The 22,235-nt window shown below is 61.4% G+C and carries 18 protein-coding genes; 10 read left to right on the forward strand and 8 right to left on the reverse strand.

Translation table 11 applies throughout. From position 1 onward, the window contains the following. Positions 1-5 precede the first annotated feature (5 nt). From cheB to CD175_RS24090, 7 genes are all read right to left on the reverse strand, one after another. Positions 6-1,016, reverse strand: a complete 1,011-nt coding sequence (gene cheB, locus CD175_RS24060; RefSeq protein ID WP_104450712.1) for a chemotaxis response regulator protein-glutamate methylesterase — start codon at positions 1,014-1,016, stop codon at positions 6-8. Further along, positions 1,013-3,307 (reverse strand): hybrid sensor histidine kinase/response regulator, encoded by a 2,295-nt coding sequence (locus tag CD175_RS24065; protein WP_104450713.1) that lies wholly within the window; start codon positions 3,305-3,307, stop codon positions 1,013-1,015. Before CD175_RS24065 ends, cheB begins: the two co-directional genes overlap by 4 nt. Next, positions 3,304-3,984, reverse strand: coding sequence for a chemotaxis protein CheW (locus CD175_RS24070; RefSeq protein WP_104450714.1), 681 nt, complete (start codon positions 3,982-3,984; stop codon positions 3,304-3,306). Before CD175_RS24070 ends, CD175_RS24065 begins: the two co-directional genes overlap by 4 nt. Then, positions 3,981-5,252, reverse strand: a complete 1,272-nt coding sequence (locus CD175_RS24075; RefSeq protein WP_104450715.1) for a CheR family methyltransferase — start codon at positions 5,250-5,252, stop codon at positions 3,981-3,983. The genes CD175_RS24070 and CD175_RS24075 overlap by 4 nt, the downstream gene beginning before the upstream one ends. Next, on the reverse strand, positions 5,249-5,785 hold the full coding sequence (locus tag CD175_RS24080) for a chemotaxis protein CheW (protein ID WP_104450716.1): 537 nt from the start codon (positions 5,783-5,785) through the stop codon (positions 5,249-5,251). Before CD175_RS24080 ends, CD175_RS24075 begins: the two co-directional genes overlap by 4 nt. Next, entirely contained in the window at positions 5,785-7,407 is a 1,623-nt protein-coding gene (locus tag CD175_RS24085) for a methyl-accepting chemotaxis protein (protein ID WP_104450717.1), read from the reverse strand. The genes CD175_RS24080 and CD175_RS24085 overlap by 1 nt, the downstream gene beginning before the upstream one ends. Before the next feature lie 294 nt (positions 7,408-7,701). Further along, the gene (locus CD175_RS24090; RefSeq protein WP_104450718.1) at positions 7,702-8,394 is read right to left on the reverse strand and encodes a tellurite resistance TerB family protein; all 693 of its coding nucleotides are present in this window, start codon (positions 8,392-8,394) and stop codon (positions 7,702-7,704) included. A 183-nt stretch (positions 8,395-8,577) separates the two neighbouring features. On the opposite strand from CD175_RS24090, the gene CD175_RS24095 reads away from it, so the two are divergent. From CD175_RS24095 to CD175_RS24140, 9 genes are all read left to right on the forward strand, one after another. Next, complete coding sequence (locus CD175_RS24095; protein ID WP_104450719.1) at positions 8,578-9,492, forward strand: LysR family transcriptional regulator; 915 nt, start codon at positions 8,578-8,580, stop codon at positions 9,490-9,492. A 102-nt stretch (positions 9,493-9,594) separates the two neighbouring features. Further along, the gene (locus tag CD175_RS24100; protein ID WP_104450720.1) at positions 9,595-11,082 is read left to right on the forward strand and encodes a gamma-aminobutyraldehyde dehydrogenase; all 1,488 of its coding nucleotides are present in this window, start codon (positions 9,595-9,597) and stop codon (positions 11,080-11,082) included. Between the two features lie 84 nt (positions 11,083-11,166). After that, positions 11,167-12,318: a putative ABC transporter substrate-binding protein YdcS gene (ydcS, locus tag CD175_RS24105; protein ID WP_102699049.1), complete on the forward strand. Its 1,152-nt coding sequence runs from the start codon at positions 11,167-11,169 to the stop codon at positions 12,316-12,318. A 174-nt stretch (positions 12,319-12,492) separates the two neighbouring features. Beyond that, a complete protein-coding gene (locus tag CD175_RS24110) occupies positions 12,493-13,530 on the forward strand; it encodes an ABC transporter ATP-binding protein (RefSeq protein ID WP_104450721.1) in 1,038 nt (345 codons plus the stop codon). A 1-nt stretch (position 13,531) separates the two neighbouring features. After that, positions 13,532-14,479 (forward strand): ABC transporter permease, encoded by a 948-nt coding sequence (locus CD175_RS24115; RefSeq protein ID WP_104450722.1) that lies wholly within the window; start codon positions 13,532-13,534, stop codon positions 14,477-14,479. Continuing rightward, a complete protein-coding gene (locus CD175_RS24120; RefSeq protein WP_102699051.1) occupies positions 14,469-15,278 on the forward strand; it encodes an ABC transporter permease in 810 nt (269 codons plus the stop codon). The genes CD175_RS24115 and CD175_RS24120 overlap by 11 nt, the downstream gene beginning before the upstream one ends. 134 nt (positions 15,279-15,412) lie before the next feature. Beyond that, positions 15,413-16,837, forward strand: coding sequence for a gamma-aminobutyraldehyde dehydrogenase (locus tag CD175_RS24130; protein WP_104450818.1), 1,425 nt, complete (start codon positions 15,413-15,415; stop codon positions 16,835-16,837). A gap of 229 nt (positions 16,838-17,066) precedes the next feature. Beyond that, entirely contained in the window at positions 17,067-18,551 is a 1,485-nt protein-coding gene (locus CD175_RS24135; RefSeq protein ID WP_104450723.1) for an APC family permease, read from the forward strand. A 404-nt stretch (positions 18,552-18,955) separates the two neighbouring features. Further along, entirely contained in the window at positions 18,956-19,462 is a 507-nt protein-coding gene (locus CD175_RS24140) for a BRO-N domain-containing protein (protein WP_104450724.1), read from the forward strand. 306 nt (positions 19,463-19,768) lie between these two features. Here CD175_RS24140 and CD175_RS24150 read toward each other — a convergent pair whose 3' ends face one another. After that, positions 19,769-19,954: a hypothetical protein gene (locus CD175_RS24150; RefSeq protein ID WP_007975077.1), complete on the reverse strand. Its 186-nt coding sequence runs from the start codon at positions 19,952-19,954 to the stop codon at positions 19,769-19,771. 419 nt (positions 19,955-20,373) lie between these two features. Here CD175_RS24150 and CD175_RS24155 point away from each other — a divergent pair, with 419 nt between their 5' ends. Next, complete coding sequence (locus CD175_RS24155) at positions 20,374-22,002, forward strand: glucan biosynthesis protein D (RefSeq protein ID WP_104450726.1); 1,629 nt, start codon at positions 20,374-20,376, stop codon at positions 22,000-22,002. Positions 22,003-22,235 lie beyond the last annotated feature (233 nt).

Consider the following 22,235-nt stretch of genomic DNA (forward strand, 5'->3'; position numbering starts at 1 on the left):
GGTGCTCATTTGGCGAAAATCTCCAGCAATCGTGGCGCTATCTTGTCCAGCGGGCGAATCTCCACGGCAGCGTCGATGGCTGCGGCCGCCTTCGGCATGCCGTACACCGCACTGCTGCCCTGGTCTTGTGCGATGGTCAGGAAGCCCTGTTGGCGCATGAGTTTAAGCCCCTGGGCGCCATCACGCCCCATGCCGGTGAGTAAAACCCCCACGGCGTCACCGTTCCAGTAACTGGCCACGCTCTCGAAGAACACATCGATGGAGGGCCGGTAGATTTCGTTGACCGGTTCAGCGGTGTAGGCCAGCGTGCCGTTTTTCAGCAAGCGAATATGGTGATTGGTGCCGGCCAGCAATACCGTGCCGCTTTGCGGCGGCTCGCCTTCCTCGGCCAGGCGCACGTTGAGGCCGCTGGCACTGCCGAGCCATTCAGCCATGCCGGCGGCAAACACCTGGTCAACGTGCTGTACCAGCACGATGGCCGGAGAGAAATCACGCGGCAGGCCCTTGAGCAAGACTTCCAGCGCCGCCGGCCCACCGGCGGATGAGCCAATGGCGATCAGGCTCTGGCGTGAGCCCGAACTGCGCAACGGTGCCGGCGCCGGGCGCGGGCGGTTGCCCTTGTCGCCGATCAGCCAGCCGATGTTCATGATCTTGCGCAACAACGGCGCAGCCGCTTCCTGGGCATTGCCAGCGCCGACGGTCGGGGTGTCGACCACGTCCAGCGCACCGTGGCCCATGGCCTCGAACACCCGGTGCACGTTCTGCTGGCGATCCACGGTGACGATGACAATGGCGCACGGGGTCTCGGCCATGATCCGGCGCGTGGCCTCGACGCCATCCATCACCGGCATGATCAGGTCCATCAGGATCAGGTCCGGCGTGTCCTGCGCGCACAGGCGCACCGCTTCGGCGCCATTGCCGGCGACCCAGACCACCTCGTGTGTCGGCTCGAACGCCAGGGCGCGGCGCAGGGCCTCCACCGCCATGGGCATGTCGTTGACGATTGCAATCCTCATGCCCGCGCTCCTCCAATGAGCTCGACCACTGCATCGAGCAAGGCGTCGTCATGAAAACTGGCCTTGGCTAGATAATAGTCGGCCCCGGCATCCAGTCCACGGCGCCGATCCTCCTCACGATCCTTGTAGGACACCACCATCACCGGCAGCGATTGCAGGCGATTGTCCCGACGCAGCAACGTAACCAGCTCGATGCCGTCCATGCGCGGCATATCAATGTCGGTGATCAGCAGATCGAAATCCTCCGAACGCAACGCGTTCCAGCCGTCCATGCCGTCTACCGCAACCGCCACGTCGTATCCGCGATTGAGCAACAGCTTGCGCTGCAACTCTCGCACGGTCAGGGAATCGTCCACCACCAGAATTCGCTTGCGGGCCGCCTCGACCACCTGATTGCTGTGGCGGGCAATGCGCTCCAGACGCCCGGTGTTGAGCAGTTTGTCTACCGAACGCAGCATGTCTTCGACATCAACGATCAGCACCACCGAGCCGTCGTCGAGCAGGGCCCCGGCGGAAATGTCCTGAACCTTGCCCAGACGTTCATCCAGCGGCAGCACCACCAATGTACGCTCACCGATAAACCGCTCCACGGCCACGCCATAGATCGCATCGCGCTCGCGAATCACCACGACTTTCAGGGTTTGCCCACTGTTCTGGCTGGCCGGGCGATGCAGCAACTGACTGGCCGCCACCAGCCCGACATGCCGGCCTTCGTGCCAGAAATGTTGGCGACCTTCGACCTGCACGATGTCCGCCGGCTCCAGATCACACATGCGCTCAATGTGCGCCAGCGGAAAGGCATAGGCCTCGTCGCCAACTTCCACCACCAGGCTGCGCACCACCGACAGGGTCAACGGCACTTCAAGATGGAAACGACTGCCCTCTCCCGCCGTCTGCTCCAGCACCACCGCACCGCGCAACTGCCGGACCATGTGCTGCACCGCATCCAGGCCGACGCCACGACCGGACACCTCGGTGACCCTGTCACGCAGACTGAAACCGGGCAGGAACAGGAACGTCAGCAGCTCTTCTTCGCTCAACTGCGCGGCGGTTTCTGCGGGGGACAGATTTCGTTCAACGATACTGCGACGGAGCTTTTCCAGGTCCACACCATTACCGTCATCGCTCAATTCAAGCACCAGCAAACCGGCCTGATGCGAAGCGCGCAGGCGAATCAAACCTTCCGCCGGCTTGCCGGCCAGCAGGCGTTGTTCCGGGAGTTCGATGCCGTGATCGACCGCGTTGCGCAACAGGTGAGTCAGCGGCGCCTCGAGCTTTTCCAGCACGTCGCGATCGACCTGGGTCTTCTCGCCTTCAATCTCCAGACGCACCTGTTTGCCCAGGTCGCGCCCCAGATCACGGACCATGCGCACCTGCCCGGTCAGCACATCGGCAAAGGGCCGCATGCGACAAGCCAGCGCTGTGTCGTACAACACCTGCGCCCGCTGGCTGGCCTGCCAGGCGAACTCATCGAGTTCGGCGTTCTTTTCCATGAGCAATTGCTGGGATTGCGCGAGCAAGCGCCGCGCATCCTCAAGGGCTTCCTGGGCTTCCAGGCTCAAGGCGTGATCCTTGAGGTGAACATTGAGATTCTCCAGCGCTCGCAGGCTGTTGCTTTGCATGCGCTTGAGTCGCTGCATGGTCGCCAGGTGCGGTTTGAGCCGCTGGGTTTCCACCAGGGATTTGCTCGACAGGTCGAGCAGGCTGTTCAGGCGCTCGGCGGTGACGCGCAACACACGTTCGCCATTTTCGGTGGTGCGTTTGGTCTGGCGCAGGGCTGGCGCCGGAGGCGGTTCGACGACAGGCGCCGGCGGCTCGACCTCGGGCGCGGGTGCTTCGAGCATGAGCTCGGACATAACCGGGTCGGCCATGACCGGCTCGGCAGGCGCAACCAGCGGCGCTGTCGGATCCAGCAAGCTTGCCATCAAGGTTACGTAAGCCTCAATGTCCACGACCTCCGGGGTGTTGCCCGGCGTGGCGATGCGCATCAGCAGATCGGTGCCTTGCAGCAACGCATCGATGTGTTCGGGGCGCAGCAACAGGCGCCCTTCCTGGGCACTGACCAGGCAATCTTCCATGACGTGGGCGACGCTGACCCCGGCATCGACGCCCACGATCCGCGCCGCCCCCTTGAGCGAGTGCGCCGCACGCATGCAAGATTCAAGCTGATCGGCCAGGGTCGGGTCGCGCTCAAGCGCCAGCAGGCCGGCACTCAAGACCTGGGTCTGGGCTTCGGCCTCCAGGCTGAACAGCTCCAGCAAAGAGGCGTCACGCATTTGCTCGGGGGTCATGTGAGGCTCCGGGTCACGGCGGACAACAGCTGTTCTTCATCCAGCCAACGCAGGCTGCGACCTTTGAATTGCAACACGCCACGGGTGTATTTGGCGCTGGCCTGGGCCCCCGAGCGCGATGCGCTATCGAGGATATGCTCGTCGATGGCGTGAATCCCGTCGACTTCGTCCACCGGCACCACCACCGGCCCGCCGTGGGCCGCGATGATCAGCATGCGCGGCATGACCCGCGCACCCGGTGTCACATTGACGGTGCCGTCGAGCCCGAGCAGTTCCACCAGCGACAGGCAGGCGACCAGCGCGCCGCGCACATTCGCCACGCCGAGCAAGGCCCGGGAGCGCTGGTGCGGCAAAGAGTGAATCGCCTGCAACGGCGAGACTTCCACCAGGCTGCGCGTGGCCAGGCCCAACCACTCCTCCCCCAGACGGAACATCAACAACGAGCGGGTTTTCACCTCACTTTCGAGCGCGACGGACACTGGCCCGCGCTCTTCCTGCTGCAAGGCATAACGATCGAGCAGACGCGTCGCGGCTGCCGAATACACCGCACAATTGCGGCAATGAATATGTTCGGCCAGCAACGGGCAGGACTTGTCGCCGTGGATACCGATGCGGTTCCAGCAGTCGTCGATGGCCTGGGCATCCCGGGTGACGCTGAAGGTGTCGGAGGCGATCATCGTTTACGCTCACTGTCGGCGGCGCGTGCGCTGCGGGCGGCACGTTCCTGCAATCGTCTGGCCCCCGCCGCGTCACCCTGGGCCTGCAGCAATGTGGCCAGGTGCACCAACGCTTCGGGATGTTGCGGTTCGAGGTACAACGCCTTGCGATAAAAGCCCTGGGCCTCCAGGACGTTTCCCGTTACATCACTGAGCAGTCCCAGCCAGTAGAACACCTGGGCTGCCGGTTCATGACTGCGCAAATAACTTTCACACGCGGCCTTTGCCTCGGCGCTTTTGCCTTCGTTGGCCAGCCCGGCGATGTTCGCCAGCAGCACAGCCGTATCGGTGCCAGAGGCTTTCGGCACTGACGCCAGTGGCACAACACCGGCGAACGGACGACTGCGCACCGGCGCAGTGGGTCGATTGCGCAGCGGTTGCGGCACAGGCAAGGGGGTTGGAATGAATGCCGGCAGGGGTTCAGGCGCCGCAGTCCCTTGTCGACTGAAGGCGAAGGACTGCGCGATACCGATCGAGCGCATCCCCAAACGCCCCAGCAGACTGCCTTCGGCCGGGCCGATAAACAGCACGCCGTCATCATGGGTCAGGCGCTTGAGCACTTCAAAGACTTGCTTCTGGGTCGGCTGGTCGAAATAGATCAGCAGGTTGCGACAAAACACGAAATCGAATGGCGGTTCACCGGCCAGCAAGGCCGGGTCCAGCAGATTGCCGACCTGCAAGCGCACCTGTTCCTGCACCCGCGGGTCCAGGCGATAGCCGTCGCCTTCGGCAATGAAATGGCGGTCGCGAAACGCAATGTCGTCGCCCCGAAAGGAATTCTTGCCGTACAAGGCTCGCCTGGCTTTATCCACCGACAACGGGCTGACGTCCATGCCGTCGACCTTGAACTGGTACGGCTTGAGCCCGGCATCGAGCAACGCCATGGCAATTGAATACGGTTCTTCACCGGTGGAACACGGCAGGCTGAGAATCCGCAGCGCGCGCAGGTTGTTGATTTCGCCCAGACGCTTGCTCGCCAGTTTCGCCAGGGTGGCGAAGGATTCCGGATACCGGAAGAACCAGGTTTCCGGAACGATCACCGCTTCGATCAATGCCTGCTGCTCGTCCCGTGAGCCCTGCAAAGTATGCCAATACTCATCGGCCGAGGCTGCTTGCGCAGCGACGCTGCGCTGGCGCACCGCCCGCTCGATGATTGCCGGCCCCACCGAGGTCACGTCGAGTCCGATACGCTCCTTGAGGAAGTCGAAAAAACGCTGGTCGCTGCTCATGGCCGCACCTCCAGCAGCGCCGGATCCATTGGCGGCGAAGGAAACAACAAGGCGCGCACCTGATCGTTCAGCAGATCACTGACCCGCACCCACTGCAACAAGCCTTGCTCGTCCTTGCGCACCGGCCCCAGGTAAGGCGCCTGGCGATTGTCCAGGCCGTAGGGCTGAAAATCCGCCGGATCACAGCGCAAGGTGTCAGTCGCCTGTTCCAGAATCAGCCCGAGCAGTTGTGTCTCGCCGGTTTCATCCGGGCGGTAGTTGACCAACACCAGCCGGGTGCTGGTACGGGCCTGTGCCGGCGCGCCAAACGTCAGTGCACTCAAGTCGATCACCGGCACCACGGCGCCCCGATAGGCGAACACCCCGGCGACCCAGTCGGGGGCATGGGCAATGGGCTTCAAGGGCAGGCGCGGCAGCACTTCAGCCACTTCGACCGCCTTCAAGGCATAGCGCTCGTTGCCGATGCGAAACACCAGAAACAATGCATGAAGCGCCTGCTTCACGGCAGAGCGCTTGGCCGTGATTTCGCTCATCAGACTTTGAATCGCGAAACGCCGCTGCGCAGCCCGACGGCCACCTGGCTCAGTTCATCGATGGCGAAACTGGCCTGGCGCAATGACTCGACCGTCTGGCTGCTGGCATCACCCAACTGCACCAGCGCATGGTTGATCTGCTCGGCACCGGTAGCCTGGGCCTGCATCCCCTCGTTGACCATCAGCACCCGCGGCGCCAGCGCCTGGACCTGATGGATGATCTGCGACAATTGCTCACCGACCTGCTGCACCTCGGACATGCCGCGACGCACCTCTTCGGAGAACTTGTCCATGCCCATGACTCCGGCCGATACCGCCGACTGGATCTCGCGCACCATTTGCTCGATATCGTAGGTGGCCACCGCCGTCTGGTCCGCCAGACGCCGTACTTCGGTGGCGACCACGGCAAAACCGCGCCCGTACTCACCGGCCTTCTCGGCCTCGATGGCGGCGTTGAGCGACAACAGGTTGGTCTGGTCGGCCACCTTGACGATGGTCACCACCACCTGATTGATGTTGCCGGCCTTCTCGTTGAGGATCGCCAGCTTGGCATTGACCAGGTCGGCTGCGCCCATCACCGAGTGCATGGTTTCCTCCATGCGCGCCAGGCCCTGTTGCCCGGAGCCGGCAGCCACGGAAGCCTGATCGGCGGCGGTGGAGACCTCGGTCATGGTGCGCACCAGATCCCTGGAGGTAGCGGCGATTTCACGGGAGGTCGCGCCGATTTCCGTGGTGGTGGCGGCGGTTTCCGTGGCAGTGGCCTGTTGCTGCTTGGAGGTGGCGGCGATCTCGGTGACCGACGTGGTCACCTGCACCGACGAACGTTGTGCCTGGGACACCAGCGAAGTGAGCTCGGTCATCATGTCGTTGAAACCGGTCTCCACCGCGCCGAATTCGTCTTTGCGCTCCAGGTTGAGACGGCGGCTGAGATCGCCCGTACGCATGACTTCGAGGATCTGCACGATACGGTTCATCGGCGCCATGATCGCGCGCATCAACAACAGGCCGCAGAGACCGGCAGCCAGCACCGCCACCAGCAGGGAAATGCCCATGATGGTTTTTGCTGTGAGTACCGCATCGTCGATGGCCGCGATATCCCGATCCGCCACTGCTTTGTTTTCGCTGATGATGTCGTTGAGTTTCATGCGCCCCGCGGTCCAGGCCGGGGTCAATTGTTCGTTGAACATCCGGATCGCTTCAACGGCCTGATTGCGCTTGTGCAGGTCGAGCACGGCAGCCAGGACTTTGCTGTAGTCATCGTGAAGCTTTATGAAGGCGGCGTACTCGACCTTGTCTTCATCCGTGGTGACCGTGTCGCTGTAGTTCTTCATCTGTTCTTGCAGGCGGGTTTCGAAGGTATTGAAGTTTTCCGCCTGTTGAGCACTCAACCCCTGCCCTTCACTGAATCCGAGTATTTCCTGGGCCCGAAGGTAACTGTCCACCCAGGCGCTGCGAACCATGGAGCTGTAATACAGCCCGGGAAGCGCGTCTTCACGTACGCTCGCTTCACTGCTTTCGATCTTCAGCAACCGCGAATACGAGACGACCACCATCAACAACATGATGGCGATAATGACCGCAAAACTCGCCAAAATGCGTTGGCGCAATGTCCAGTTCTTCACAGTCAATCCTCAGGCCTGATTCGAAATGCGGGGAGTATAGCCGAGGGCGGTGTTTCATTTATAAGACGGATGCACGCCACCTCTCATCCCGTTGAAAAAAGGCGGGATGGGCTCTGGATGGGACTGTCCGCTAATTGAGGGAAGGGGTGTTAGGGGTGATTGGGTAGAATCGGGCGATGGATCGGCCATTGGGGATGTGCCGTGGCTGAAAACGCCTTCGCGAGCAGGCTCGCTCCCACAAGTTATACACGGTCAATGTGGGAGCGAGCCTGCTCGCGATGACGGACTGAAGGTTTACAGGGAAGCCTGGCGCACCTGCTTCTCCAGTTCAGCCTTCAACCCCGGCTCCAGCTTGAGTTGCCGCGCCAGTTCATCCAGGTAGGACTTCTCCATGAAGTTCTCCTCGTCGACCATCATCACACTCGCGATGTACATCTCGGCGGCGGTCTCCGGCGTGCGCGCAGCACGGGCGACGTCGCTGGGGTCCAGCGGCTTGTTGAGTTCGGCATGCAGCCAGTGTTGCAGCTCCTGGTCATTGTCGAGCTTGATGAACTCGCCCTCGATCAGTGCACGCTCACGTTCGTCGACGTGCCCGTCAGCCTTGGCCGCGGCCACCAGCGCCTTGAGAATCGCCTGGCTGTGCTGCTCGACTTGCGCGGCAGGCAAGCGGTCGAGGGTTTGCGGTTCAGTTTCTGGCGCAGTGCCCTGCTGGGCCTGCCAGTTGCCGTAGGCCTTGTAGGCCAGCACGCCCAACGCGGCGAGGCCGCCGTAGACCGCAACCTTGCCGCCCACCTTGCGGGCCTTCTTGCTGCCGAGCAGCAAGCCCATGGCCCCAGCCGCCAACGCCCCGCCGCTCGCGCCGGAAAGCAAACCGCCGAGGGCACCGGTGCCACCGCTCGCGGCCTTTTGCTGTGAGCCGCCGGCCTTGTTCTGCAGCAGGTCCTGGCCGGACTTGAGTAGTTGATCGAGCAATCCACGGGTGTTCATTTGCTGCCTCCACAGGACGTTTAACCTGAAATCAAGGGCACCAGCCTAGATCGAAAGTGCCGACGCCCCGTGCGCGAGAGTGCTTCCAGATGTTGCATCGCCAGGGCACCTGGCGCTGACCATCGAAAAAAAAGATATACACTCCAACAAATCGATAAAAACAGCCCACCGGGTGCTTCCCCCATGATGACCTTGCGTCAGATTCGCCATTTCATCGCTGTGGCCGAGACCGGTTCGATCTCCGCCGCCGCGCAAACCGCGTTCATTTCCCAGTCGACCCTGACCCTGGCCATCCAGCAACTGGAGGAGGAAATCGGCGTCAGCCTGTTCAGCCGCCACGCCAAGGGCATGACCCTGACCCACCAGGGTCATCAATTCCTGCGCCAGGCACACTTGATCCTGGCCACCGTGGATAACGCCAAGCGCAGCCTGCAACAGAGCACCGACCAGGTCGCCGGGCAATTGATCGTCGGCGTGACCAGCCTGGTGGCCGGTTATTACCTGGCGGATTTACTCACCCGCTTCCAGCGTGCCTACCCCAACGTGGAAATCCGCGTGATGGAAGACGAGCGCCCGTACATCGAGCATTTGCTGGTCAGCGGCGAGATCGATGTCGGCGTGCTGATCCTCTCCAACCTCGAAGACCGCCACGCCTTGCAGACCGAAGTGCTGACCCACTCGCCGCACCGGCTATGGCTGCCGGCCCAGCATCCATTGCTGGAACACGACAGCATCAACCTCGCCGACGTTGCACGCGAACCATTGATTCAACTGAACGTTGATGAAATGGACCGCAACGCCCAACGCATGTGGTCCGCCGCCTCGCTGCAACCGCGCATCACCCTGCGCACGGCCTCGACCGAAGCGGTGCGAAGCCTGGTGGCCGCCGGATTGGGCGTGTCGATCCAGCCCGACATGACCTATCGCCCGTGGTCACTGGAGGGCGACATCATCGAAGCGCGGCCGATTGCCGACCTCAGCCAGCCCCTGGATGTCGGCCTTGCCTGGCGTCGCGGCACGGCCCGGCCGGCGCTGGTGGACCCGTTCCTGACGGTCGCCCGCGAACAACCCCATGGCGGACGCAAGCCATCTATTTAATCGAACGCCACCTTCAGTATTTAGTATTTGTTGTCCTCGGGCCCGCGAACTAGTCTTGTTACATCTATATAAGACGGCCGGGTCCCAACCACTGGGAACACCATGGCCACACAAGAAAAGAGAACCCGAAAAATGGCCGGCGCGCAGACCCCGTTGTTCACCGCATTGTTGATTGATGGTGAATTAGTCGCCGGTCAAGGCTGTGTCGAGCCGATTCTCAACCCGGCCACCGGCGAAATCATCACGCAAATCGCCGAAGCCAGCACCGAGCAAGTCGAAGCCGCGATCCTCGCCGCCCACCGGGCCTTTGCCGGCTGGTCACGGACCACGCCACAGCAACGTTCGAACCTGTTGCTGGACATCGCCAACGCTATCGAAAAAAACGCCGACCTGCTGGCCCGCCTTGAGTCCATGAACTGCGGCAAGCCGTTGCACCTGTCCCGCCAGGATGACCTGAGTGCCACGGTCGACGTGTTCCGCTTCTTCGCCGGCGCCGTGCGTTGCCAGACTGGCCAGCTCAGCGGCGAATACCTGCCGGGCTACACCAGCATGGTGCGCCGCGATCCTATCGGGGTGGTGGCGTCGATTGCGCCGTGGAACTACCCGATCATGATGGCCGCGTGGAAAATCGCCCCGGCCCTCGCCGCCGGCAACACCCTGGTATTCAAGCCGTCGGAACACACGCCGTTGTCGATCCTGGCCTTGGCACCCGCGCTCGCCGAGATACTGCCACGGGGTGTGATCAACATCGTTTGCGGGGGTGGCGAAGGCGTCGGCAGCCACCTGGTGAGCCACCCTAAAGTGCGCATGGTGTCGCTAACTGGCGATATCGTCACAGGGCAAAAAATCCTCCAGGCCGCATCGAAAACCCTCAAGCGTACCCACCTCGAACTCGGCGGCAAGGCTCCGGTGATCGTCTGCAACGATGCCGACATTCAGGCGGTGGTCGAAGGTGTGCGCACTTATGGCTACTACAACGCCGGCCAGGATTGCACCGCCGCTTGCCGCATTTATGCCCAGGCCGGGATTCACGACCGTCTGGTGGCCGAGCTCGGCGCGGCCGTCAGCAGCCTGCGCTTCGCCGGCAAACGCGACGCCGACAACGAAATCGGACCGCTGATCAGCACCCGCCAGCGCGACCGCGTGGCCAGTTTTGTCGAACGCGCCCTCGGCCAGCCGCACATCGAGCGGGTGACCGGCGCGGCCGTGCATTCCGGCGCCGGCTTCTATTACCAGCCGACCCTGTTGGCCGGCTGCAAGCAAAGCGATGAGATCGTCCAGCGCGAAGTGTTCGGACCGGTGGTCACCGTGACCCGTTTCGATGAACTGGAACAAGCGGTGGACTGGGCCAACGATTCGGAATACGGCCTGGCGTCGTCGGTCTGGACCCAGAACCTCGACAAGGCCATGCAGGTCGCGGCGCGCCTGCAGTACGGCTGCACCTGGATCAACAGCCATTTCATGCTGGTCAGCGAAATGCCCCATGGCGGCCTGAAGCGTTCGGGCTACGGCAAGGACCTGTCCAGCGATTCGCTTCAGGACTACAGCGTGGTGCGGCACATCATGGCCCGCCATGGCGAGCATCTCTGACTACGCTAATAACAAGCCATCAACGGCATGCTTCACCACGTTCAAAACACTGCCCCGACCATAATTAAAGAAGAGGGAATTCCCATGTTCGTGCACAAGACCGCACTGCTCAGTGCAATCACCACCGCGCTGCTGGCCAGTGCCAGCATCCAGGCCGCCGAGCCGCTCAAAGCTGTCGGGGCTGGCGAGGGCCAACTGGATATTGTGGCCTGGCCTGGCTACATCGAACGTGGCGAGAGCGACAAGGCCTACGACTGGGTGACCGGTTTCGAGAAGGAAACCGGCTGCAAGGTCAACGTCAAGACCGCGGCCACTTCCGATGAAATGGTCAGCCTGATGGCCAAGGGTGGTTACGATCTGGTGACGGCGTCGGGCGACGCCTCTCTACGCCTGATCGTCGGCAAGCGTGTGCAGCCGATCAACACCGCGTTGATCCCGAACTGGAAAAACCTCGACCCGCGTCTCAAGGATGCACCCTGGTACGTGGTCAACAAGCAGACCTACGGCACCCCCTATCAGTGGGGCCCGAACGTGCTGATGTACAACACCAACGTGTTCAAGACCGCGCCGACCACCTGGGGCGTGCTGTTCAATGCCGAAAACCTGCCGGACGGCAAGCCGAACAAGGGGCGCGTGCAAGCCTATGACGGCCCGATCTACATCGCCGACGCGGCGCTGTACCTGAAGACCGCCAAACCGGAACTGGGCATCCAGAGCCCGTACGAACTGACCGAAGCCCAGTACAAGGCGGTGCTCGACCTGCTGCGCGCCCAACAGCCGTTGATCCATCGCTACTGGCACGACACCACCGTACAAATGAGTGACTTCAAGAACGAAGGCGTGGTTGCCTCCGGCGCGTGGCCGTATCAAGTCAACGGCCTGATGAACGAGAAACAGCCAATCGCCTCGACCATCCCGAAAGAAGGCGCCACCGGTTGGGCCGACACTACCATGATGCACACCGAGGCCAAGCACCCGAACTGCGCCTACAAGTGGATGGACTGGTCGCTGCAACCGAAAGTCCAGGGTGACGTAGCGGCATGGTTCGGCTCGCTGCCTGCGGTCCCTGCGGCGTGCAAGGAGAGCGAACTGCTCGGCGCCGAAGGCTGCAAGACCAACGGTTTCGACCAGTTCGACAAGATCGCCTTCTGGAAAACCCCGCAGGCTGAAGGCGGCAAGTTCGTGCCGTACAGCCGCTGGACCCAGGACTACATCGCGATCATGGGCGGCCGTTAAGCCCTCTTCTCAAGATCAAAAGATCGCAGCCTGCGGCAGCTCCTACAGCTACCGCAGGCGCCGAAGATCCGAAGCCTTCTGCAAATCCTGTAGGAGCTGCCGAAGGCTGCGATCTTTTCGATGCCACAACTGATTCAAATTTTTAGAAAACGCGCCTTTTTGGAGCACCGCACCATGACGCTTGCAGTCCAGTTCACCAACGTTTCCCGTCAATTCGGCGAAGTGAAAGCCGTAGACCGGGTTTCCATCGACATCCAGGACGGCGAGTTCTTCTCCATGCTGGGGCCTTCCGGCTCGGGCAAGACCACCTGTTTGCGCCTGATCGCCGGTTTTGAACAACCGAGCGCAGGCTCCATCCGCATTCATGGCGAAGAGGCCGCCGGCCTGCCGCCGTACCAGCGCGACGTGAACACCGTGTTCCAGGATTACGCGCTGTTCCCGCACATGAACGTTCGCGACAACGTCGCCTACGGTTTGAAAGTCAAAGGCGTGGGCAAGGCCGAACGCCTGAAGCGCGCCGAAGAAGCGCTCGATATGGTGGCCCTCGGCGGCTATGGCGACCGCAAGCCGGTGCAGCTCTCCGGCGGTCAGCGCCAGCGTGTGGCCCTGGCCCGCGCCCTGGTCAACCGTCCTCGCGTACTGTTGCTCGACGAGCCACTCGGTGCACTCGACCTGAAACTGCGCGAGCAAATGCAGAGCGAGCTGAAAAAACTGCAACGCCAGCTCGGCATCACCTTCATCTTCGTCACCCACGACCAGACCGAAGCACTGTCGATGTCCGACCGCGTGGCGGTATTCAACAAGGGCCGCATCGAACAAGTCGATAGCCCGCGCAACCTGTACATGAAACCGGCCACTACCTTCGTCGCCGAATTCGTCGGCACCTCCAACGTGATCCGCGGTGATCTGGCGAAGCAAATCAGTGGCAATCCGCAGCCGTTCTCGATTCGCCCGGAACACGTGCGTTTCGCCGAAGGCCCGCTAGCCAGCCACGAAATCGAAGTCAGCGGTTTGCTGCACGATATCCAGTACCAGGGCAGCGCCACCCGCTATGAACTGAAACTGGAAAACGGCCAGACCCTGAACATCAGCCAGGCCAACAACCAGTGGCTGGACACCAGTGCGCAACACCAGACCGGTCAGCGCATCAGCGCACGTTGGGCACGCGAAGCCATGATCCCGTTGCACGACACCGTTGCAGGCGGGGTGTGAGATGAACACCGTAGCTATCCCTCAATCTCCGGCCAGCGGCTCGCTGCTGCGCAGGTTTTCCAACCTGCTGTATCGCCGGCCGAATTTTTACCTGTCGTTACTGCTGGTACCGCCGCTGCTGTGGTTCGGCGCGATCTACCTGGGCTCATTGCTGGTGCTGCTGTGGCAAGGTTTCTACACCTTCGATGACTTCACCATGGCGGTCACCCCCGACCTGACCCTGGCGAACTTCACCGCGCTGTTCCAGCCGTCGAACTTCGACATCATCCTGCGCACCCTGGGCATGGCGATTGTCGTGTCGATTGCCAGCGCCATCGTCGCGTTCCCGATTGCCTACTACATGGCGCGCTACACCACAGGCAAGACCAAAGCGTTTTTCTACATCGCGGTGATGATGCCAATGTGGGCCAGTTACATCGTCAAGGCCTACGCCTGGACGCTGCTGCTGGCCAAGGGCGGCGTAGCGCAGTGGTTCGTGCAGCACCTGGGGCTGGAACCGGTCCTGCAATTGGTGCTGGGCATTCCCGGCGTCGGCGGCAGCACCCTGTCGACCTCGCACCTGGGCCGCTTCATGGTGTTCGTCTACATCTGGCTGCCGTTCATGATCCTGCCGATCCAGGCTTCGCTGGAACGCCTGCCGCCCTCACTGCTGCAAGCCTCCGCCGACCTCGGGGCCAAGCCGCGCCAGACCTTCATGCAAGTGATTCTGCCGCTGTCGATCCCAGGCATTGCCGCCGGTTCGATCTTCACCTTCTCGCTGACCCTGGGCGACTTCATCGTCCCGCAACTGGTCGGCCCGCCCGGCTACTTCGTCGGCAGCATGGTCTACGCCCAGCAAGGCGCGATCGGCAACATGCCAATGGCTGCCGCGTTCACCCTGGTGCCGATCGTGCTGATCGCCATCTACCTGTCCATCGTCAAACGTCTGGGGGCCTTCGATGCACTCTGAAAAAGCCTCATTAGGCCTGCGCATTGCCGCCTGGGGCGGGTTGGTGTTCCTGCACTTCCCGATCCTGATCATCTTCCTGTACGCCTTCAACACCGAAGACGCGGCGTTCAGTTTTCCGCCCAAGGGCTTCACCCTGAAGTGGATCGGCGTGGCGTTCTCCCGGCCGGACGTTCTCGAAGCCATCAAGCTGTCGTTGCAGATCGCCTCGATTGCCACGCTGATCGCCATGGTCCTTGGCACGCTGGCTTCGGCAGCGTTGTACCGCCGGGACTTCTTCGGCAAGCAGGGCATCTCGCTGATGCTGATCCTGCCGATCGCCTTGCCAGGGATCATCACCGGGATCGCGTTGCTGGCAACCTTCAAGACACTGGGCATCGAGCCGGGGATGTTCACCATCATCGTCGGCCACGCGACCTTCTGCGTGGTGATCGTCTACAACAACGTCATCGCCCGCTTGCGCCGTACGTCCCACAGCTTGATCGAGGCCTCGATGGACCTCGGCGCGGACGGCTGGCAGACCTTCCGCTACATCATCCTGCCGAACCTCGGCTCGGCGTTGCTGGCTGGCGGCATGCTGGCGTTTGCCCTGTCGTTCGACGAAATCATCGTCACCACCTTCACCGCCGGCCATGAACGCACCCTGCCGCTGTGGCTGCTCAACCAGCTCAGCCGCCCACGGGACGTGCCGGTGACCAACGTCGTGGCGATGCTGGTGATGATCGTGACCATGCTGCCGATCCTCGGCGCCTATTACCTGACCCGCGGCGGCGAAAGCGTTGCGGGCAGTGGCGGGAAGTAAATCAATAACCGACAACAACAATCCCCTGTAGGAGCTGCCGCAGGCTGCGATCTTTTGACTTTTCTTTTCAAAAACAAGATCAAAAGATCGCAGCCTGCGGCAGCTCCTACAGGGGGCATAGCGAGGACATGAAGATGCAAACCAAGTTACTGATCAACGGCCAACTGCTCGATGGCGAAGGCCCCGCCCAACCGGTGGTCAACCCGGCACTGGGTCGCGTGCTGGTGGAAATCAACGAAGCCAGCGAAGCCCAGGTCGATGCCGCCGTGCGCGCCGCCGACGCCGCCTTCGACAGCTGGTCGCAGACCCCGCCGAAAGAACGTTCGCTGCTGCTGCTCAAACTCGCCGATGCCATCGAGGCCCACGGCGAAGAGCTGGCCAAACTGGAATCGGACAACTGCGGCAAGCCTTACAGCGCCGCGCTGAACGACGAGATCCCGGCGATTGCCGACGTGTTCCGCTTCTTCGCCGGCGCCAGCCGCTGCATGAGCGGTTCGGCCGGTGGCGAATACCTGCCCGGCCACACTTCCATGATCCGCCGCGACCCGGTGGGCGTAATCGCCTCCATCGCGCCGTGGAACTACCCGCTGATGATGGTCGCCTGGAAAATCGCCCCGGCCCTGGCCGCCGGCAATACCGTGGTGCTCAAGCCGTCGGAACAGACCCCGCTGACCGCCCTGCGCCTGGCCGAACTGGCGGCCGACATCTTCCCGGCCGGCGTGCTCAACCTGGTGTTCGGCCGTGGTCCTAGCGTCGGCAGCCCGCTGGTCACCCACCCGAAAGTGCGCATGGTGTCGCTGACCGGTTCGATCGCCACTGGTTCGAACATCATTTCCAGCACCGCCGACAGCGTCAAACGCATGCACATGGAACTGGGCGGCAAAGCCCCGGTGATCATCTTCGACGACGCCGACATCGACGCCGCCGTCGAAGGCATCCGCACCTTCGGTTTCTACAATGCCGGGCAAGACTGCACCGCCGCCTGCCGCATCTACGCGCAGGAAGGCATCTACGAGAAATTCGTCGAGAAGCTAGGGGCTGCGGTCAGCAACATCAAGTACGGCTTGCAGGACGATCCGTCGACCGAACTCGGCCCGCTGATCACCGCGCAACACCGCGACCGCGTTGCCGGTTTCGTCGAGCGCGCCATCGCCCAGCCGCACATTCGCCTGATCACTGGCGGCAAGGTGGTGGACGGCAATGGCTTCTTCTTCGAACCAACGGTGCTGGCCGATGCCCAGCAGGATGACGAGATCGTGCGGCGCGAAGTGTTCGGGCCGGTGGTGTCGGTGACCAAATTCAGCGATGAAGCGCAGGTGCTGGGCTGGGCGAATGATTCGGACTACGGCCTGGCCTCCTCCGTGTGGACCGCCGATGTCGGCCGCGCCCATCGGATGTCGGCGCGCTTGCAGTACGGCTGCACCTGGGTCAACACGCACTTCATGCTGGTTAGCGAAATGCCCCATGGCGGGCAGAAGTTGTCCGGGTATGGCAAGGACATGTCGATGTATGGGCTCGAGGATTACACCGTCGTGCGGCATGTGATGTTCAAGCATTAACAGCGAAAAGATCGCAGCCTTCGGCAGCTCCTACAAAGAGCGCCGTACACCCTGTAGGAGCTGCCGCAGGCTGCGATCTTTTCAGCAGACACACGGATGATGTCGGCGATCCAAACAAGGGATTCACCGCAATACCAAAAAACAATAACCACCGATCCTGGCAGTGCCCTCAAGGCCCCGTCACGGTTTCGGACATCCGAAATCTGCCGATTTTCCGGAGCAATTACACATGAGTGCATCACCCGATCTCTCTGCAATCCTTGCCGACAGCGATGCCGAGCAACTGCGCAAACTGGGTTACACCTCCAACTTCAATCGCAGCATGAGCCTGTGGGAAAACTTCGCCCTGGGCTTCACCTACCTGTCCCCGGTCGTCGGGGTTTATACCCTGTTCGGCCTGTGTCTGGCCGCAGGCGGACCACCGATGTTCTGGGCCTATTTGCTGGTCGGTTGCGGCCAGTTGCTGGTGTGCCTGATCTTCGGCGAAGTGGTTTCGCAGTTCCCGATTTCCGGTGGCGTGTACCCATGGGCCCGCCGTCTGGTGGGCAAGCGTTGGGCGTGGATGGTCGGCTGGATCTACTCCATCGCCCTGTGCGTGACCATCGCGGCGGTTGCCGTGGGTGCCGGTCCGTACCTGGCCGCCATGATGGGCTTTGAACCGAACAACAACACCAACATTGTCATCGCCCTGGTGCTGACGCTGTTCGCTACCCTGGTCAACCTCAGCGGCACCAAAGTGCTGGCGCGCATCGCCATGTTCGGCTTCCTCTGCGAACTGGTCGGCGCAGTCATCGTGGGTGTTTACCTACTGATCTTCGAGCGTCATCAATCGATCAGCGTGTTGTTCAACACCTTCGATATCAGCGTCGACGGCTCGTACCTGCCGGCGTTCCTCACCGCTTCGCTGGCAGGGATGTTCCTGTACTACGGTTTCGAGGCCTGCGGCGACGTGGCCGAAGAAACCCCGAACCCGAGCAAGCAGATCCCGGTGGCGATGCGCATGACCATCTACATCGGCGGCATCGCGGCGATGTTCGCCTGCCTGGCGCTGATCCTGGCCGTACCGGACATGCAAGCGGTGATCAACGGCACCGACAAGGACCCGGTCACCACCATCCTCAACAACGCGTTCGGGCCGGTGGGTTCGAAAGTGGTGATGGGCGTGGTGATGATTTCCTTCATCTCCTGCGTGATCAGCCTGCAAGCGGCGGCCAGCCGCCTGCTGTATTCCTACGCCCGTGATGAGATGGTCATCGGCAGCCGACTGCTGAAGAAGATCTCCCCTACGACGCAGGTTCCGGTTGCCGCATTGTTCGTGTCCGGTGTCCTGCCGGCGCTGATCATCATCCTCGGCTTCTTCCTGCAGGATGCGGTCGCCACCATCGTCAGCTTCGCGGCCATCGGCATCTACCTGGCGTTCCAGATGATCGTGCTCGCGGCCCTGTACGCCCGCATGAAGGGCTGGAAACCGAGCGGCAAATTCACCCTCGGCGCCTGGGGCTGGGCGGTGAACATCGGCGCACTGGTCTATGGTGTCGGGGCCATTATCAACATGGCCTGGCCACGGACACCGGATGCCGCGTGGTACATCAACTACGCCATGGTACTGAGCACGGCCATCGTGATTGGCCTGGGCCTGCTCTACATGTGGATCGCCAAGCCGTATGACCACGGCACCGCCCCGGCGGGCGATGCGTGGAAGGTTAGTCACTAATGAAAATCGCCCCAGGATCAAGTGCGATCTCGGGGCGAGTTTTGTCCAGTGCAAAAACAGGAAATTCCTACAGACGCAGCCTTCCTGAAAAACCCTCGATTCCTACAACACGCGTCGCCAGAGTAGACTTGGCGCCGCGAGCGCCTGACCAATAGGCTTCATCCCGTCGCTGCCAAATCAGCGACCCGGAGTCGAAGCCGGAACCAGTCAAAACGGTGCTCGCGTGCCCCCATAGAACTGTGGCTGTTTTATGCCTCATTTCTGTTTTATGGCGGGCCGTGTGGCGCGGGCCTTCCGGCTTCCGTTTTGATTGGAGGTGTCCCGACTTCGAACGCCACTCGGTCCGCCACCCAACCTGTCGAAGGGTTGGTGGCGACTTTCCAAGTCAAAACGGAAATCGCGCCATGCCAATGCATCCTCAAAGCTCGCCTCTGCCCTATTTCGATCCCACCGTCTTCACCCGCCACAACCGCTTCCTCCATGCCTTCATGCAAAACAACCAAGCCTGGTTCTGCGCCCAGGATCTGGGTCGCTTGATGGGCAAACCACTCAATGAACGCCTGACCCTGAAACTCGATCCCGACCAACGTCGCAGCGTCTGTCTGCTCAAGGACGGCAAAACGGTCGAAACACTGATGGTCAGCGAATCAGGTATGTACGCCTTGTTGGTTCACCACTTCGTCCCGGAAAACCGCAATCTGCGTCAGTGGTTGAGCAACGAAGTCATACCCTCGCTCCGTGATGTGAAATCAGAGCCTGTGGAAAACTTGCCAAGCCTGAGTTCCTTGAATTGGGCGGGAGTTTCGGTGCCCTTGCTGCATTACCAACATCACGCCTGGATCAAGTGGCGAGACATGCCTGAGTTGATGCAAGTGCAGCGACCCTTCCCAATCGCTGGCACTTGCCGTTGAAGGGATAAATCGAGCTGATCAAAAAGGGACAGACTTCACAGTCCGTCCCTTTGGTTTGAGTCCTCTCGATTAATTGTCCTGCTGAATGAGCTATATCCACATGAACGATACTCACAGCGTCAAACGAAACATCATCGAAATGATTCCATGTGATAGCCCTTTTGCAGAAGCGTATCTCCATAAGCTCGACCAGCAATCTGTCCTACAGCAAGCAATAGACGCTGGCATAGCCGACGCTGATGCAGGCAGGTTAACCAGCCTGGCTACCGTGAAGGCCAAATGGACCTCACGGTAACCCTCCCTGCTTCAAAACCGCGAAACACTCCTCATCGCATCCACCAGATACCTCATCGCGATCCTGTCGCTCTCCGACAGCTCCCTATACCGCTCCACCAGTTTCATTTCCTCGTTATTGAGCCGGCGCCTGCGTCGCCCGATGGCCAGGCACGGAAAGATTCCCAACATTTCGGTGATGCCTTGTACTTTCGACATGGACGATGTCCTTCTCTATACGTCAAAGAAAACTGCAAAAAACCGCATCGCCCTATCCCTTTTTCAGCAGCCGCTGGGTGCCCGCTGAACCGCACCGGTCCGAAGGGCATAAACCGGTCATGTGCACAGAATAGAAATATTCCGGGCGCTGAAAAGCGGTTTTTAGAGTAATTAGTCGAAAAAAGCAGAAATGCCCTGTAAATCAGAAACCCCTGTCGGAATTGTTTCCCGACATGTCTTGTTTCATTGCCGAATCGGCGCTGTGCCATCAATCAATTTTGCTCTGCAATCGAACGGTTTAAGCTGTCGGGCATCTGTTTTACAGTCCGTTGCGTTTGGCCGAAGGCATGTCCGAACCGTTTTTTCTGATCCAGCACGTGCCAGGAAGGGCGCGGGATTGCTCACGACAGGTTGTATTTATGCACCGCAGGAACTTGCTCAAAGCCTCCATGGCCATCGCGGCCTACACCGGTTTGTCCGCCACGGGGCTGTTGGCCGCCCAAGCCTGGGCTGCCAGCGGCGGCACCGCTGATGGCGAGGCCAGCGCATTCGATTTCGAGGCGCTGAAGCTCCAGGCCAAACAGCTCGCCAGCAATCGCTACCAGGACACCAAGCAACAGTTGCCGCCGACCCTGGCGACCATGACGCCGCAGAACTTCAATGCGATCCGCTACGACGGCAATCATTCGTTGTGGAAAGAACTCAAGGGCCAACTGGACGTGCAGTTCTTCCACGTCGGCATGGGCTTCAAGCAGCCGGTGCGCATGTACAGCGTCGACCCGAAAACCCGGATGGCCCGCGAGGTGCATTTCCGCCCGTCGCTGTTCAACTATGAAAACACCACGGTCGACACCGCCCAGCTCAAGGGCGACCTGGGTTTCTCCGGCTTCAAGTTGTTCAAGGCCCCGGAACTGGACAAGCACGACGTCGTGTCCTTCCTCGGCGCCAGTTATTTCCGTGCGGTGGACGCCACCGGCCAGTACGGCTTGTCGGCCCGCGGCCTGGCCATCGATACCTACGCCAAGAAGCGCGAAGAATTCCCCGACTTCACCAAGTTCTGGTTCGAGACGCCGGACAAGGACAGCACCCGCTTCGTGGTCTACGCCCTGCTCGACTCGCCGAGCGCCACCGGTGCCTACCGCTTCGATATCGACTGCCAGGCCGAGCGCGTGGTGATGGAGGTCGATGCCCACGTCAACGCACGCACCGCCATCGATCAACTGGGCATCGCACCGATGACCAGCATGTTCAGTTGCGGCACCCACGAACGCCGCATGTGCGACACCATTCACCCGCAAATCCACGACTCCGACCGCCTGGCCATGTGGCGCGGCAACGGCGAGTGGATCTGCCGTCCGCTGAACAATCCGGCGACCCTGCAATTCAATGCCTTTGCCGACAAGGACCCGAAAGGTTTCGGCCTGGTGCAGACCGACCACGAGTTCGCCAGCTATCAGGACACCGTCGACTGGTACAGCCGCCGCCCGAGCCTGTGGGTCGAACCGACCACCGCATGGGGCGAAGGCTCGGTCGATCTGTTGGAAATCCCTACCACCGGCGAAACCATGGACAACATCGTCGCCTTCTGGACCCCGAAGAAACCGGTGGCTGCCGGCGACTCGCTGAACTACGGCTACAAGCTCTACTGGAGCGCGCTGCCACCGGTTGGCACGCCGCTGGCGCGGGTCCATGCCACCCGTTCCGGGATGGGCGGTTTCACTGAAGGTTGGGCGCCGGGCGAGCATTACCCGCCCGTCTGGGCCCGTCGTTTTGCCGTGGACTTCACCGGCGGCGGCCTGGACCGCCTGCCCGAGGGCGCCGGCATCGAGCCGGTGGTCACTTGCTCGAACGGCGAGGTCAGGGATTTCAGCGTGCTCAAGCTCGATGACATCAAGGGTTACCGTGTCCTGTTTGACTGGTACCCGACCAATGACAGCGTGGAGCCCGTCGAACTGCGCCTGTTCATCCGCACCAACGACCGCACGCTGAGTGAGACCTGGTTGTACCAGTACTTCCCGCCAGCGCCCGACAAGCGCAAATATCCCTGACGATCCCCCCGTAGGAGCCGGCTTGCTGGCGATGGCGCCCTTGAGAGCGCTATCGCCGGCAAGCCGGCTCCTACAGGAAGCGATGCAGGCAATCCGCCATTCGGTTTTCCGAACACGACCTACGGGTCGGTTCGGTTAACCGGATCACTTCACTGACATCTCAACGCAAAAAATATTTAATTCCTTTACAAATCAACACTTTGACTAATTCAGACTGGTCTGGCACGAGTCAT

Origin of the sequence: Pseudomonas laurylsulfatiphila (assembly GCF_002934665.1) — a bacterium.
Taxonomy (GTDB): Bacteria; Pseudomonadota; Gammaproteobacteria; order Pseudomonadales; family Pseudomonadaceae; genus Aquipseudomonas; species Aquipseudomonas laurylsulfatiphila.